The organism is Trueperella bernardiae, from assembly GCF_030246965.1.
Classification (GTDB): domain Bacteria; phylum Actinomycetota; class Actinomycetes; order Actinomycetales; family Actinomycetaceae; genus Trueperella; species Trueperella bernardiae.
Window position 1 is genome coordinate 598317 of sequence record NZ_CP127099.1, and the last position, 14625, is coordinate 612941.

General features: G+C 64.7%; 10 protein-coding genes. 7 read left to right on the forward strand and 3 right to left on the reverse strand.

The window, feature by feature from the left end; all coding sequences use genetic code 11:
- Window positions 1–145 precede the first annotated feature (145 nt).
- A complete protein-coding gene (locus tag QPC17_RS02785) occupies window positions 146–4471 on the forward strand; it encodes a glycosyl hydrolase family 95 catalytic domain-containing protein (RefSeq protein ID WP_285347443.1) in 4326 nt (1441 codons plus the stop codon).
- A 179-nt stretch (window positions 4472–4650) separates the two neighbouring features.
- On the opposite strand, the gene QPC17_RS02790 is transcribed toward QPC17_RS02785, so the two are convergent.
- Window positions 4651–5004 carry an META domain-containing protein gene (locus tag QPC17_RS02790; protein ID WP_062611962.1) on the reverse strand — a complete coding sequence of 118 codons (354 nt, stop codon included), beginning with the start codon at window positions 5002–5004 and terminating at the stop codon, window positions 4651–4653.
- 69 nt (window positions 5005–5073) lie between these two features.
- A complete protein-coding gene (gene mgtE / locus QPC17_RS02795) occupies window positions 5074–6426 on the reverse strand; it encodes a magnesium transporter (protein ID WP_285347444.1) in 1353 nt (450 codons plus the stop codon).
- 365 nt (window positions 6427–6791) lie between these two features.
- Between mgtE and QPC17_RS02800 the strand changes: the two genes are divergently transcribed.
- From QPC17_RS02800 to QPC17_RS02825, 6 genes are all read left to right on the forward strand, one after another.
- Window positions 6792–7745, forward strand: coding sequence for an aldo/keto reductase (locus QPC17_RS02800; protein WP_285347445.1), 954 nt, complete (start codon window positions 6792–6794; stop codon window positions 7743–7745).
- 163 nt (window positions 7746–7908) lie between these two features.
- Window positions 7909–9468 (forward strand): trigger factor, encoded by a 1560-nt coding sequence (gene tig, locus QPC17_RS02805; protein ID WP_068538453.1) that lies wholly within the window; start codon window positions 7909–7911, stop codon window positions 9466–9468.
- 157 nt (window positions 9469–9625) lie between these two features.
- On the forward strand, window positions 9626–10276 hold the full coding sequence (locus tag QPC17_RS02810; RefSeq protein ID WP_371258050.1) for an ATP-dependent Clp protease proteolytic subunit: 651 nt from the start codon (window positions 9626–9628) through the stop codon (window positions 10274–10276).
- A 7-nt stretch (window positions 10277–10283) separates the two neighbouring features.
- Window positions 10284–10955, forward strand: a complete 672-nt coding sequence (locus tag QPC17_RS02815) for an ATP-dependent Clp protease proteolytic subunit (RefSeq protein WP_062611970.1) — start codon at window positions 10284–10286, stop codon at window positions 10953–10955.
- Window positions 10956–11079: 124 nt separating this feature from the next.
- Window positions 11080–12345: an ATP-dependent Clp protease ATP-binding subunit ClpX gene (gene clpX, locus QPC17_RS02820; RefSeq protein WP_068538452.1), complete on the forward strand. Its 1266-nt coding sequence runs from the start codon at window positions 11080–11082 to the stop codon at window positions 12343–12345.
- A 23-nt stretch (window positions 12346–12368) separates the two neighbouring features.
- Window positions 12369–12665, forward strand: coding sequence for a chorismate mutase (locus QPC17_RS02825; protein WP_062611972.1), 297 nt, complete (start codon window positions 12369–12371; stop codon window positions 12663–12665).
- 70 nt (window positions 12666–12735) lie between these two features.
- On the opposite strand, the gene QPC17_RS02830 is transcribed toward QPC17_RS02825, so the two are convergent.
- A complete protein-coding gene (locus tag QPC17_RS02830) occupies window positions 12736–14562 on the reverse strand; it encodes an AMP-dependent synthetase/ligase (RefSeq protein WP_070445458.1) in 1827 nt (608 codons plus the stop codon).
- Window positions 14563–14625: the final 63 nt, after the last annotated feature.

Below are 14625 nucleotides of genomic sequence, written 5' to 3' on the forward strand. Positions count from 1 at the left end.
GCCCTGACGGAAGGGGTGTGAGCACGGACCAGTACCCCTGGCAGACTGTGAAAAATGGTGGCAGGAAACACACGGTTTCACTAGTGTGGGCGTGTACACACACTAGGCAAGATCTAAGCAAAGGAGCTTTGGACGCCTTATGCGTATGAAAAATCGTATTGCCGCAGCGGCTGTTCTCGCCTTAACGCTGAGTGTGGGGAGCATACCCGCCCTCGCTGACACCTCCCAGAAGGATCTCCCGGCGAGCGCGGACACCACGTTGCAAGCGTGGGCGTCGGAGAAGACGCAGTCGAACGTCGGCAAGCCTTACATCGGCACGTTGCACCCGACCAGCGGGGGAATATCCAGTCCCGACCAGCCCTACGGCCTGTTCGGTGAGGGCTTCGTCTCCGCCGACACCTCGGACTACACCGACGCGAAGATGGGCATGATCTCCTTCGACCTGAGCTCTCTCACCGCGGCACCGGAGGAGGCGACGCTCCAGCTGACGTACATTGGGCACGTCGTGAACAACCTGCAGGGTACGGAGCAGGCGCAGGTCGGCGTCGCGCTGGTTGACACCGACACCTGCACCAACGGCGCCGCCAGTTGCGACACCGGCGTGTCGACGTGGGCAACCCGCCCGGATTTCACTCTCACCACCGACGACGTCGCCTTCGCCGCCGACTTCCCGGTCGCCGCAGCCGACCGCTACACCTCGGACAGTATGACGATCGCGGCGGACAAGCGCAGGGCGGTGACGATCGACGTCACGGCGATGGTGCGCGCGGCTTATGAGGCCGGCGATCGTCAGCTGACCTTCGTGCTGGGGGAGACGAAGGGCATGGAGATGCGCTTCGCTTCCACCGAAGGCGTCAGCGCGCTGGGTGGGCTGACGGCGGCGGACGCGCCGACCCTGAGTGTCACTTCGGAGTTCGAGCCGGAGGCACCCGAGCCTCAGGCGCCCGAGGGCCCGCGCGCCTGGGATGAGCAGGTGGCGGCGATGGCCGGTGACGACGTCCTGTGGTACAGCCAGCCCGCGTCGGCAACCCCGATGGGCTCGGTCGGCACGGGCAACCCGCTCCGGGCGGGCGGCAAGGACGACCGCTGGCAACGCACCACCCTCCCGATCGGCAACGGTAAGGTCGGCGGAACGGTCTGGGGCGAGGTCGGCACCGAAAGGATCACCTTCAACGAGGAGACCCTGTGGACGGGTGGCCCCGCCGAGGGGCACACCTACACGGGCGGCAACGAGGTCAGCCGCGGACGCTACGGCGCGGCGCTACGCGAACTCAACCGTGAGCTCGACGGCGGTGCGGCAACTGTGGCCAACACCAACAGCCTGATCGGCGGATTCGACGCCGCCCTGCAGGGGTCCTTCCAGAACTGGGGCGACCTCACGATCACCTCGGACATCCCCGAGGACGCCCCGGTCTTCCTCTTCCAACGCTCCCTCGACCTGACGACTGGTGTGGCAAACGTCCACTTCCACTACGACGGCACCGACTACATGCGCGACTACTTCGTCTCCAACCCTGATGACGTGATGGTCGCCCACTTGACGTCTGTGGGCAAGGATGCGCTTAATTTCGACGTGGCCCTCCCGCTCAATAGCGGCTGGAGCAAGTCGGGCGCGCAGGTCGTGATCGACGGCGACACTCTTACCTCCTCGGGCGCTCTCGGCAACAATGGGCTACTCTACAACGCGAAGATCCGGGCCGTTGTTGAGGGCGAGGGTGCCACGGTCGCGGCGTCCGATGCAGGCGACGCGCTGACCATTGCCAACGCCAGCGAGGTCACGCTGTACTTGGCTGCCGGCACCGACTACCAGGCGAGCTACCCCGCGTACCGCACCGGCGAGACCGCACAGCAGCTCGACACGCGCCTGGCCGACGTCGTGAACGCGGCCGCCGCCAAGGGTTACGACGCCGTCCGGGCGGCTCACGTCGCTGACCACGAGGCGCTCTACGGGAAGGTCAAGCTGAACCTCGGCCAGGCGGCCACCTTCGGCGAGGGCGCCAAGCCTACCGACGAGCTCCTCAACGCCTACAAGCAGGGCACGGCGAGCGAGGCCGACCAGCGTACGCTCGAGACCCTGGTCTACAACTACGGGCGTTACCTCACGGTGGCCTCGTCGCGCGAGGACAGCCAGTTGCCCTCCAACCTGCAGGGCATCTGGTCCTCCACAGCCGATGACAACGCCCACGGCCGCACCCCCTGGGGCGCCGACTTCCACCTCAACGTCAACCTGCAAATGAACTATTGGCCCACATACTCCTCCAGCCTGGAGCAATCAGCCCTGCCGCTCATTGACTACGTGGAGGGCCTGGTGGAACCGGGCCGCGTGACGGCGCACGTGTACGCGGGCGCTCAGACGCAGGCCGGAACAAAGATCGGCGAGGGTGCCGGCTTTATGGCCCATACCGAGAACACGGCCTATGGCTGGACCACTCCGGGTGCGGCGTTCTCCTGGGGCTGGAGCCCGGCGGCGGTGCCGTGGATCCTGCAAAACGTCTACGAGTACTACGAGTACACGGGCGATGAGGCGATCCTCGCCGACCGCATCTATCCACTGCTGAAGGAAGAGGCCAACTTCTACGTCAACTACATGCTCAAGAAAGGCAACACTGACGCCGCCGACGGCGAAGCCCGCCTGACCACTGGCGTGGCCTACTCGCCGGAGCACGGACCGCTTGGCACCGATGGCAACACCTACGAAAGCTCGCTGGTGTGGCAGCTGTTGCAGGACGCCCAGGAGTCCGCGGCGGTGCTCGGCGTCGACTCTGACCTGGCGAGTGCGGACGGCCAGTGCTCGGTGGACAACTGGCGCAAGGACGATTCCGGCGCGTTTGTGGCGGACGCCAACCGCTCGTGGTCGTGTGCGCAGAGCCTACTCAAGCCGATTGAGGTGGGCGACGACGGGCAGATCAAGGAGTGGTTCTTCGAGGGCGGCCTCGGCAAGGACAAGGCCGGCAACGCGATCGCGGGCTACCAGGCGGGCCATCGCCACCTGTCCCACATGCTCGGGCTGTTCCCGGGCGACCTCATCACGGTCGATAACGCCACCTTCATGGACGCGGCGAAGACCTCGCTCAACCAGCGCGGCGACGACGCGACCGGCTGGGGCGTGGGCCAGCGCATCAACTCTTGGGCGCGCACCGGCGATGGTGACCGCGCCTACCTGCTCATTACCAAGCAGCTTAAGGGCGCGATGTATCCCAACCTGTTCGACGCGCACCCGCCGTTCCAGATTGACGGTAACTTCGGCAACACTTCGGGTATCAACGAGATGCTCGCTCAGTCGAACTCGACCTTCGAGGCGGATGGGGTGGCCTACCACAACTACATCCACCTGCTGCCGGCGCTGCCGAAGGCGTGGGCCGAAGGTAGCGTGTCGGGCCTGAAGGCTCGCGGCAACTTCGACCTCGACTTCTCCTGGACCGGGGGCAAGGTGACAACCGCGACGGTGACCTCCAACAACGGTGGCGATGCCGTGCTGTTCTTCGACGGGGCGGACCAGTTCAACTCCGTGGTGATTTACGGGCATTCGGGTTCGGGGGAGCGGCTGGCGCTGACCAAGATCGACGCCAACCACGTCTCCTTCCCTACCGAGGCGGGCCACATGTACGCGCTCTCTACGCAGGGCGTCACCGAGCCGGGGCCTGACCCCGAGCCGGGCCCTGGGCCGGTTCAGTGTGATGTGATGGATCGTCCGGCCGCCCCGTCGCGTGCGACGGGCGTGTTGGGCGATGCGACTGGCGATAAGCTGGCTGACCTGTGGTCGGTTGACGAGTCCGGCGCGATTCACTTCTACGCCAACGATGGTAAGGGTGGCTTCTACCATAAGGGTATTGTGGGGTGTGCTGAGCAGCCGATCACGGCACTGACGGCTATCCGGGATCTCGACGGCGACGCCCGCGCTGACCTCCTTGTCCGCTACGACAACGGGGACCTGTACTACTTCCACTCCGAGGGCGATGGGTTCCTGAGCAAGGGTGTGAAGGCCGGTCACGGTTGGAACGGGATGGACAACATTGTCTATGCCGGCAAGCTGGGCTCCTCGAGTGCGGATTATGTGGTGGCGCGTCATGTGGCAACCGGTGATCTGTACCGCTACCAGGTGGGACCGAACGGCCTGTTCGGTGGGACCAAGATTGGTCACGGCTGGTCGAATATGACCTCGATTCTGGCTCCGGGCCAGTTCGTGGGTAGCTCCTACAGCGATCTGGTGGCGATTGCGGCTGATGGTTCGATGTATGCCTACGCCGGTGCCGCCGACGGTGGTGTGTATGGTGCGGGCAAGATCGGTCACGGCTGGGATTCCTTCGTCCAGGCCACCATCCCCGGTGATGTGGATGGGGACGGCAGGCTTGACCTGGTCGGTATTCGCGAGGATGGGAAGATGTTTGCCTACAAGAACCAGGCCAATGGCTGGTGGGGCGCTGCCCGCCAGGTCGGTCATGGCTGGCAGGCGATGATCGCCATTAGCTAGACACGGTGGGTGGTAGCCTAGGCTGCCACCCACCGGCACGCCGGCCTATCAGTGCGGGCCCCGGAATCTCCGGGGCCGCACCCATGTCTGGCGGCCAGCCCGACACAACTCGTGAATATACCGGCTACCGATTCCTATACGCCCCTGGCACACCTCTGGTTCACGAGTTCCGCCGACCGCTATCTGTGGAGTGTGCCGATGGCTTCCCCAGCGTCGTTGTAGACCGACATCTCGTCGCCGTCCACGGTCGCACTCGACACGTCTGCGAGCCACGTGTCCACGCCCTCGCAGTACTTGAGCGTGGCGAATACCTCGGTGAACTGGATCTTATCCGCCGCCGCGCTCCAGTGGCCGCCCATGTCGTTGCAGCCGTCGCTACCGGAGAGGGTGCCGTCGTCAGCCAACTCGAGGTAGACGGCCTCGTTCTCGGCGTCCGTCCACGTGCCGACTGCCGAGGCGCCGCCTTGCGTCGAACAGCCCGCCATCAGCAGTGCCGCGCCGATGATGAATCCCAGCCTGCGTCCTCGCCTCATCGTGATCTCCTTCCGTCAAGCTACCCGAATACTACCCGCCGATTGTCTCACGCTTGAGTTCCCGGAGTGTTAGAGCCCCAGCACCGCCTTCGCGATGAGGAAGTAGACGATCAGGCCGCTGGCGTCCACGAACGTGGAGATGAACGGGTTGGAGAACACGGCCGGATCCACGCCCAGCTTTTTGGCGATCATGGGCATGACGCCGCCGATGCTCGCCGCGATCGTACAGATGCCAAGGAGCGTGAGCCCGATCGTGATGCCGATCGATACCCCGAAGATCGCGCCCGTGATGAGGGCCCCGAGCGTGCCGAGTAGCGCGCCGAGCGTGAGCCCTACGGAGAATTCGCGGCCGAGCACCCGCACCAGGTCCGAGTTGCCGACGTCGCCGAGCGCGATCGCGCGCGTCACCGTGGTGGCCGCCTGGTTGCCTGTGTTGCCGCCCGTGCCGATCAATAGCGGCACGAACAGGGCCAGGGCCGTGACTTGCGCGAGCGTTGCCTCGAAGAGGGAGAGCACGTGGACCGTGAGCGTGGCGCCGATCGCCAGGACGAGCAGCCACACGATGCGCGAACGCACGAGTGAACGCACCGGCGTGGAAAAATAGGGCCGCCCGAGGGGCTCCACACCGCCGGAGAGGGCCGTGTCTTCGGTCTCGGCGTGCTCGATGACGCGGCCGGCGTCGTCAACTGTGAGAATACCGAGCAGGCGCCCCTCCCGGTCAACGATCGGCATGGCGAGCAGGCGAAGCTCGATGCACAGGCGCGCGGTTTCCTCCGCGGAGGCGTAGGCGCTCGCGGGGTGGACGGTGGACATGAGGTCGCCGATCTTGTCCTCCGCCTTCGCGCCCAACAGCTGACGCAGGCCGACGACGCCGACCACGCGCCGCGCGTCGTCAACCACCGGGATCGTGTAGACCGTTTCGGCGTCTTCGAGGTGATTCTGGATCCGCGCGAGGGTCTCGCCTGCGGTGTATGTTTCGCGGGTGGAGACGACGTGCGGAGACATGCGCCGGCCGATCGAATCCTTCGGGTAGCCGAGCAGGTTGGTGGTGTGGCGGCGCTTCTCGCCGGAGAGGCCCTGGAGGAGGCGGGTGGAGAGGTTGGCGGGGAGCTCGTCGAGGAGGAGGGCGCGGTCGTCGGGGTCAAGGCCGTCGAAGATCTCCACGACTTCCTTGTTTTGCAATCCCTTGATGAGGTCGGACTGCTGGCGCGGTCTCAGGATGTCGAAGACGGCGGTCGCGCGATCCTTGGGCAGGAGCCGGTAGAAGATGGGCTGCTGGTCTTCGGGAAGGCGCTCGAGGATGTCGGCGGTCTGGGCGGGGCTGGCGGGGGAGATGTGTGCGATGACTTTGGCGAACTCGCCGGTGGAGAGCTCGGGCTGGATGGTCTCAAGGACGGTGGTGACATCAACGTGACGGGTCATGGTGATTCCTAACTGTGGGCCAACATTGGCTCAATTCACCACGCCCTCTGGTGCCATAAGCGCGCAATTTAGGCGCGCATGGGCAGGCGGCCGCCTGGCAGGGAGGGCGTGGTCTTCCATCGGTGACGAGAACTGTCACTGTTCACGGGTCCTCACCTCACTTTCAGCGGTCGGCAATAGGCGCCCTCCAGTGTAGTCACTATTGTGGCGCCTTGCTATCGCGCAGGTCGCACCTCACAGCGTTGGCTCACGACGCCGAAGCCCCAGTCGCGTCCGCGGTGCGGGCTTCGCTGTCAGCCATGAACGTCGAAACTTGTCGGAGGCCGCCCGTAGACTGGTGGGAAAGCTGATCAAGTGGAGGAATCATGGAATACAGGCGGATGGGCGAATCCGGACTGACGGTCTCGGTGCTCGGTTACGGAGCGAACAACCTGGGCCGGGCGGGGACGATGAGCGAGGACGCGAAGGGTGCGGCCGCCGTCGTGAACGCGGCACTGGACGCCGGGATCACGTATTTTGATTCGGCCAATGTCTATGGAAAGCGGACGGGTCTGTCCGAGGAGCTGCTGGGTAAGGCGCTTGGCACGCGGCGCGATGAGGCCGTGATCGCCACGAAGTTCGGCATGCGGCTGAAGGAAGATGTGCCGCACAGTGCGCGCGGCTCGCGCCGCTACATGCTCGCCCGGCTGGAGGATTCGCTGCGCCGGCTCGGTACCGACTACATCGACCTGTATTACTACCATTCGCCCGACTCGCTCACGCCCCTGGAAGAGACCGTGGACGCGCTGGAGGGGGCGGTGGACGCGGGTAAGATCCGTTACTACGCCGTGTCCAACATGGCCGGCTGGCAGACGGCGGCCACCGCGGAGCTCGCTAGCCGCGGCAAGCTCGTGGCCACCCAGAACCACTACAACCTCATAGACCGGCGCGCCGAGCAGGAGATCCTGCCCGCGGCCCGCTACTACGGCCTGGGCGTGGTGCCCTACTTCCCTCTGGCAGCCGGGCTGCTGACGGGCAAGTACACCGACAGCGCGCCCGAGGGTGGGCGGCTAAAGGCGGGCGACCCCAAGCTCGAGGCGGCTGACATGGACCAGCTGCGCCGCTTCCGCGGTTTTTGCGACGAGCGGGGGCTGGCCCAGGCCGACGTCGCTATTGCGTGGCTTGCTCACCAGGAGCCGGTGGCCTCCATCATCGCCGGGGCCACCAAGCCCGAGCAGATCGAGTCGAACGCGAAGGCCGTGAGCCTCACGCTGTCTGACGCGGACCTGGCGGCCCTCGACCAGATCTTCCCGCCGGCCACCAAGGTGGCGCTGTTTTAGGCCGAACGCGCAAAGGGCGCGGAAACGCGCCAGTTTGTGGTTCCTTTCATGGCGAGGAATGAGGGGAAGAGCGCGCCGGTGAACTATGATGAACGGTGGTGTGTGCCATGGGCACACGTGTAGCTATAAATGGACGTATCGTCCCTAACTCGAGTGGAGTACTGTGAAGCAGATCGTAGAGAACATCAGCGAGACCCGCGCCAAGCTGAGCGTGGAGGTCCCTGCCGAGGAATTTGACGCGGATTACGACAAGGCCGCCAAGGAGCTGTCCAAGCAGGTGTCGATCCCCGGCTTCCGTGCGGGTAAGGCGCCGCGCCGCGTGGTCGAGTCCAAGATTGGCCGCGGCTACATCATCGAGCAGGCCATCAACGACAACCTGGACAAGTACTACCAGGTCGCCGTCAAGGAGACCGGAATCGTCCCGATGTCGCGCCCCGAGGTGGAGATCAACGAGGTCCCGGAGATGAAGGGCAAGGATGACACGTCGGCCCTGAAGTTCACGGTTGAGGTGGACATCCGCCCGGAGATCTGGATGCCGAACCCGGCCGACTTCACGGTGGAGGTCCCGGCGGTTGAGGTCACGGACGCGGACGTGGAGGCCGAGCTCGAGGCCCTGCGCGAGCGCTTCGCTACCCTCACCACGGTCGACCGCCCGGCCGCTGAGGGCGACTACGTCAACATCGACCTCGTGGCCAAGATCGGCGAGGAGGAGGTGGACGACGTCGCTGGCGTGTCCTACCGCATCGGTGACGGCAACATGCTCGAGGGCCAGGACGCGGCGCTCACCGGCGCCACCGCCGACTCCACGGTCGAGTTCACCGCCAAGCTTGCTGGCGGCGACCACGAGGGCGAAGAGGCCGAGGTGACTATCACGGTTCACTCGGTCAAGGAGTCCGTGCTTCCCGACGCCGACGACGACTTCGCGCAGATTGCCTCCGAGTTTGACACGATCGCCGAGCTCAAGGATTCGTTGCGTGAGACCGCGCAGAAGACCAAGGCCGACTCCCAGCTTTCGGGCGCCTACCAGGCTCTGGTTGACCAGCTTATCGAGGCCTCCGACTTCCCACTGCCCGAGGGCACGATCGAGGAGGAGATCGCCAACCACCTGCGCAGCGAGGGTAAGGAGGAAGGCGACCCGCACGGCGAAGAGGTCCGCGGTGAGATCGAGGAGTCGCTGCGCTCCCAGCTCCTGCTCGACACGTACGCCCAGGCGTTCAAGGTCAATGTGGGCCAGGAAGAGCTGGTTGAGTTCCTGGTGACCCAGGCCCAGATGTACGGCATGGACCCGAACCAGTTCATCCAGGCCGCCGTCTCCACCGGCCAGCTCAACGCCTTCGCTGGCGAGCTCGCCCGTAACAAGGCGATCATGGCTGCCCTGCGCCTCGCCCAGGTCAAGGACGCGAACGGCAACGCGGTGGACGTGGACGCGATCCTTGGCGATCGCCCGGAGAACGAGGTGGTCCCCGAGTTCACTGCCAAGCCCGCCAAGAAGGCCCCGGCCAAGGCTGCGAAGGCCGAAAAGGCTGACAAGGCTGAGAAGAAGGCCAAGAAGGCGGAAGCTCCGGCGGCTGAGAACGCTGGCGCGTTCGATCCGGCCGAGCACAAGGTGGACGAGGTCCTGGCCTACGTTGAGGGCGCGGATGATGCCGAAAAGGCCCGCGTGCTCGAAGCCGAGAAGAACGGCAAGGCTCGCAAGACCCTCATCTCTAAGCTCGAGGCTTAAGCCAAACGTGGGGGCGGGAGCGGCGGTGGCTGCTCCCGCCCCTTCCTATGTGCCAACAGCGAAAAGTCGGTGCTTCGGGAATGGCCGGGCGCGGGGGAGTCGTTAGGATCGATTGAGAAAAACGCGCCGCCACGGGCGCGCAGTACTACATCCGCCCATGGGGCGAAGGAGGGGCGTCATGCCACAATCAGGTGGGGCAGGCCAAGGCCTAGCGCTTGGAGATTCGATTTTTAATCGGCTCCTAAAGGAAAGGATCATCTGGCTGGGTGATCAGGTGACGGACGAGCTTGCGAACATGATTTCCGCCCAGCTCCTGCTGCTGGCCGCCGAGGATCCGGATAAGGACATCTACCTCTACATCAACTCGCCGGGCGGCTCCGTCACGGCGGGCATGGCGATCTTTGACACGATGCAGTACATCAAGCCCGATGTGGCGACCGTGGGCATGGGCCTGGCGGCGTCGATGGGCCAGTTCCTGCTGACGGCGGGGGCGAAGGGCAAGCGCTACATCACCCCGCACACTCGCGTCCTCATGCACCAGCCGCTTGGCGGCGTGCAGGGCACGGCCACCGAGATCCGCATCAACGCTGACCTCATTCTCCAGATGAAGGAAGAGCTCTCGGCGCTGAACGCGAAGCACACCGGCAAGTCGGTGGAGCAGATCCTCGAGGATTCTGACCGGGATCGCTGGTTCACCGCCCAGGAGGCACTCGAGTACGGGTTCGTTGACCACATTATCGAAAGCTCGTCGGCCGTGGTTGGCGGCGGTGGCGTGGACCGCGGGGCCTCTACCGAGTCGGATAACTAAGGAGCGCATGATGCACGGACTTTCCCTTTCTTCCCAGCTCGCTGGGGGCACGGCACCGCAGATGCCGTCCAATCGCTATGTCCTGCCCAGCTTTGAGGAGCGCACGCCCTATGGATACAAGCGCCAGGACCCGTACGCGAAGCTGTTCGAGGATCGCATCATCTTCCTCGGCGTGCAGGTGGATGACGCCTCGGCTGACGATGTCATGGCCCAGCTCCTCGTCCTGGAGTCCCAGGATCCGGAGTCGCCGATCACGATGTACATCAATTCCCCGGGCGGCTCGTTCACGGCACTGACCGCGATCTACGACACGATGCAGTACGTCAAGCCCGAAATCCAGACGGTGTGCCTGGGCCAGGCGGCCTCCGCCGCAGCCGTTCTGCTGGCCGGCGGATCGCCGGGCCGCCGCCTCGCGCTGCCGAACGCCCGCGTGCTCATCCACGAGCCGGCGATGCAAGGCGCCCAGGGCCAGGCCTCGGACATCGCGATCATTGCCGAGGAGATGGACCGCATGAACCAGTGGCTGATCGATACCCTCGCCCGCCACACGGGCCAGGATGCGGCCACGATCGAGAAGGACATCTCACGCGACAAGATCCTCACGGCCGAGCAGGCTAAGGATTACGGCATCGTTGATCAGGTGCTGGTCTCCCGCAAGGTCACGCGCCAGGACGGCTAGGCGGGCCGATCGTTACGGACGGGGGTGGTGCACTGCGCCGCCCCCGTCAATTCATGGCGCGCCACACTGGAGATGTGGGCCTTTTTAGTGTGGAATTGAGGGGATAGAGGAAAGAGGTTGCACGATGACTCGTACCGCAGACGCGGCCGACATGCTCAAGTGTTCGTTTTGCCAAAAGAGCCAGCGCCAGGTCCGTAAGCTGATCACGGGCTCGGGCGTCTATATCTGCAACGAGTGCATTGAGCTGTGCAATGAGATCATCGCCGAGGAGTTCGGCAATTCGGAGGAGGACGCCCAGCAACAGGCGGACCTGCCCACCCCGCGCGAGATTTATGACTTCCTCAACGAGTACGTGATCGGCCAGGATGCGGCCAAGCGCACGCTTGCCGTCGCCGTCTACAACCATTACAAGCGCATCCGCTCCCTGTCCTCCGTGCCGGAGTCGAAGAAGGATGACCACGTCGAGATCGGCAAGTCCAACATTCTTCTTATTGGCCCCACGGGCACGGGCAAGACGTATCTGGCGCAGACTCTGGCGAAGATCCTCAACGTGCCCTTCGCGATTGCCGACGCCACGGCGTTGACCGAGGCGGGGTACGTGGGTGAGGACGTGGAGAACATCCTGCTCAAGCTCATCCAGGCCGCCGACGGCGACGTGGCGCGTGCCGAGCAGGGCATCATTTACATTGACGAGATCGATAAGATTTCGCGCAAGTCGGAAAACCCCTCGATCACCCGCGACGTGTCCGGGGAGGGCGTGCAGCAGGCGTTGCTGAAGATCATTGAGGGCACGGTGGCGGCGGTGCCGCCGCAGGGCGGGCGCAAGCACCCCCAGCAGGAGTTCATCGAGATCGACACGTCGAACGTACTGTTCATCGTGGCGGGCGCGTTCGCCGGTATGGAGGACATCGTCTCCTCGCGCACGGGCAAGCGCGGCATCGGCTTTGGCTCAGCGCTGCATGAGGCGGAGGAGGCCGGGGCGCTGCTGCGCCAGACCACGCCGGAGGACCTGCACAAGTTTGGCCTCATCCCCGAGCTTGTGGGCCGGCTTCCGGTGCTCGCCACGGTCAACGACCTGACGGTGGCCGACCTCGTCCAGATCCTCACCACCCCGCGCAACGCGCTGGTCAAGCAGTACCAGAAGATGTTCGAGCTCGACGGGGTCAAGCTCGAGTTTACGGACGACGCCGTGGCGAAGATCGCGGCCGAGGCGATCGAACGCGGAACGGGTGCGCGCGGCCTTCGCTCCATCATGGAGAACATCCTGCGCGAGCTCATGTTTGATATCCCTTCGCGCGACGACGTGGAGAAGGTCCTCATCGACTCCGACGTGGTGGACGGCACGGGGGAGGCCCTGGTGGTCACTAGCCGGAAGAACAGGACAGCGTAGGGCCTGGAGACGAAGGAGTAGCCATGGATATCCCGGAACAGCTGGGCGTCTACCGCAAGACGATCGACAACCTTGACGCCGCGCTCGTCCATATCCTCGCCGAACGGTTCCGGTGCACGCAGCAGGTGGGCCTGCTCAAGGCCGAGCACAACCTGCCGCCTTCGGACACGGAGCGGGAAAAGCGCCAAGTGGAGCGCCTGCGGCGACTGGCCGAGGAGGCGGACCTCGATCCGGTGTTCGCCGAGAAATTCCTCAAGTTCATCGTGGCCGAGGTCATCCGCCACCACGAGCGGATCGCGGCCGAAAAGAAGGATGCCTAAGAAACTTCCACGCTGCGAAATAGACGGCGGCGGGCTTGTCAGCCCGCCGCCGCTTCAGTTCCCTGGGGTTCTACTTGGTGTAGATCTCCGCGATCGCCGCGTCAAAATCGCGAATGACCGCGGTGCGCTTGACCTTGAGCGACGGGGTTAGGTAGCCGTTTTCCACCGTGAAGTCGCCGGGCAGGATCTTGAACTTGCGGATCGATTCGGCGCGCGAGACGTGTTCGTTCGTGCGCTTGACCGCGCGGTCGATCGCGGCGACAACCTGCGGGTCGTTGATCGCCTCGGTCACCGACATCGCCGGAAGGCCACGGTTGGACAGCCACTGCGGCAGCGCCTCGGCGTCGAGGGTGACGAGGGCGGCGATGAACGGCTTTTGGTCGCCGACCACCACCACCTGGGAGATGAGCGGGTGGGAACGCAGGCGGTCTTCCAGTTCAGCCGGGGCCACGTTTTTGCCCCCCGCGGTGACGATCAGCTCCTTCTTGCGCCCGGTCACCCACACGAACTCTTCCTCGTCCACGCGCCCGATGTCGCCCGTGCGGAACCAGCCGTCCTCCGTGAAGGCCGCGGCGGTGGCCTCAGGGTTGTTGTGGTAGCTCTTGAAGATGTGGTCGCCCTTGACGAGGATCTCCCCGTCTTCTGCCGCCTTAACGTAGCAGCCCGGGTAGGCCGGGCCCACTGAACCGAGGCGGGACTTGTTCACGCGGTTGACCGTGGTGGGGGCGGCCGTTTCGGACAGCCCGTAGCCCTCGAGCACCTGGATGCCGGCGCCCGTGAAGAAGGCCGCCAGCCGGTTGCCGAGCGGGGCGCCGCCGGAGATCGCGTACTTGACCTTACCGCCCATGATCTCGCGCAGCTTGGAGTAGACGAGCTTGTCGAAGAAACGCTGCTGGGCCTTGAGCTGGGCCGACGGGCCGTCCGGGGTCTCGAGTGCACGGGCGTAGGCGATTGCTACCTTCGCCGCGGTGCGGAACATCTTAAGCTTGACGCCCTTGCCCGCCTTCGCGTCTGCTGCGTTGTAGATCTTTTCAAAGACGCGCGGCACGGCGAGCACGTAGGTGGGCTTGAAAGACTGCATGTCCGCCACCAGGTTGCGCGTGTCCGGGCTGTAGCCGATCTCGGTGCCCGCGTAGAGCGCGAGCACGTTGATGAAGCGGGCGAAGACGTGCGCCATCGGAAGGAAGAGGAGGGTGCGGGAACCCTTGCGGGCCACGATGTCCATTAGGCCCTCGTCCACCGGGCCGTTGATGACCACGTGCAGAAGGTTGCGGTGGGTGAGCACCACACCCTTCGGCCGGCCCGTGGTGCCCGACGTGTAAATGATCGTCCACACATCATCGGCCGCCTGTGTGTCGATGCGGCGGTCGATCTCGTCGTCGTCGTGAAGAGAGCCCAGTGCGGAGATGCGGCCCTGGGCGTCGTCGGCCATGACAAAGATCTTCTCCAGTATGTCCCCGCCCAGCAGCGGGCTCATCATGGTCTCCATCGCCTGGTTCTCGACGACGGCGAACCGGCAGCCGGCGTCGTTAATGATCCACTCGGCCTGGTCGAGCACGGAGGTTTCGTAGATCGGCACGGCGTAGCCGCCCGCGAACTGGATCGCCAAATCAAACAGGGACCACTGGTCGGAGGTGTGCGACATGATTGCCACGCGATCGCCGGGCTTCAGGCCGAGGGCGATGAAGCCGCGCGCAAGGGCCCGAATCTCGTCGTAGAACTGCGACCAGGCCACCCCGATCCACTGGTTGCCCATCGTGGACTTGCGGTAGAAGGCCGTCTTCTTCGGCATCTCCAGTGCACGACGCCGAATCAGCGCGGGCACGGTCATCTGGTCCGTGACTTCCATCTTACCGGGGACGAACGACACGCCCTCTTCTTCGATGTATTCGCTCACCGAATCTCCTTCGTCTTGACGCTAAAGCTACGGTACCGTAACCGAAATACAAAGTGACGGATA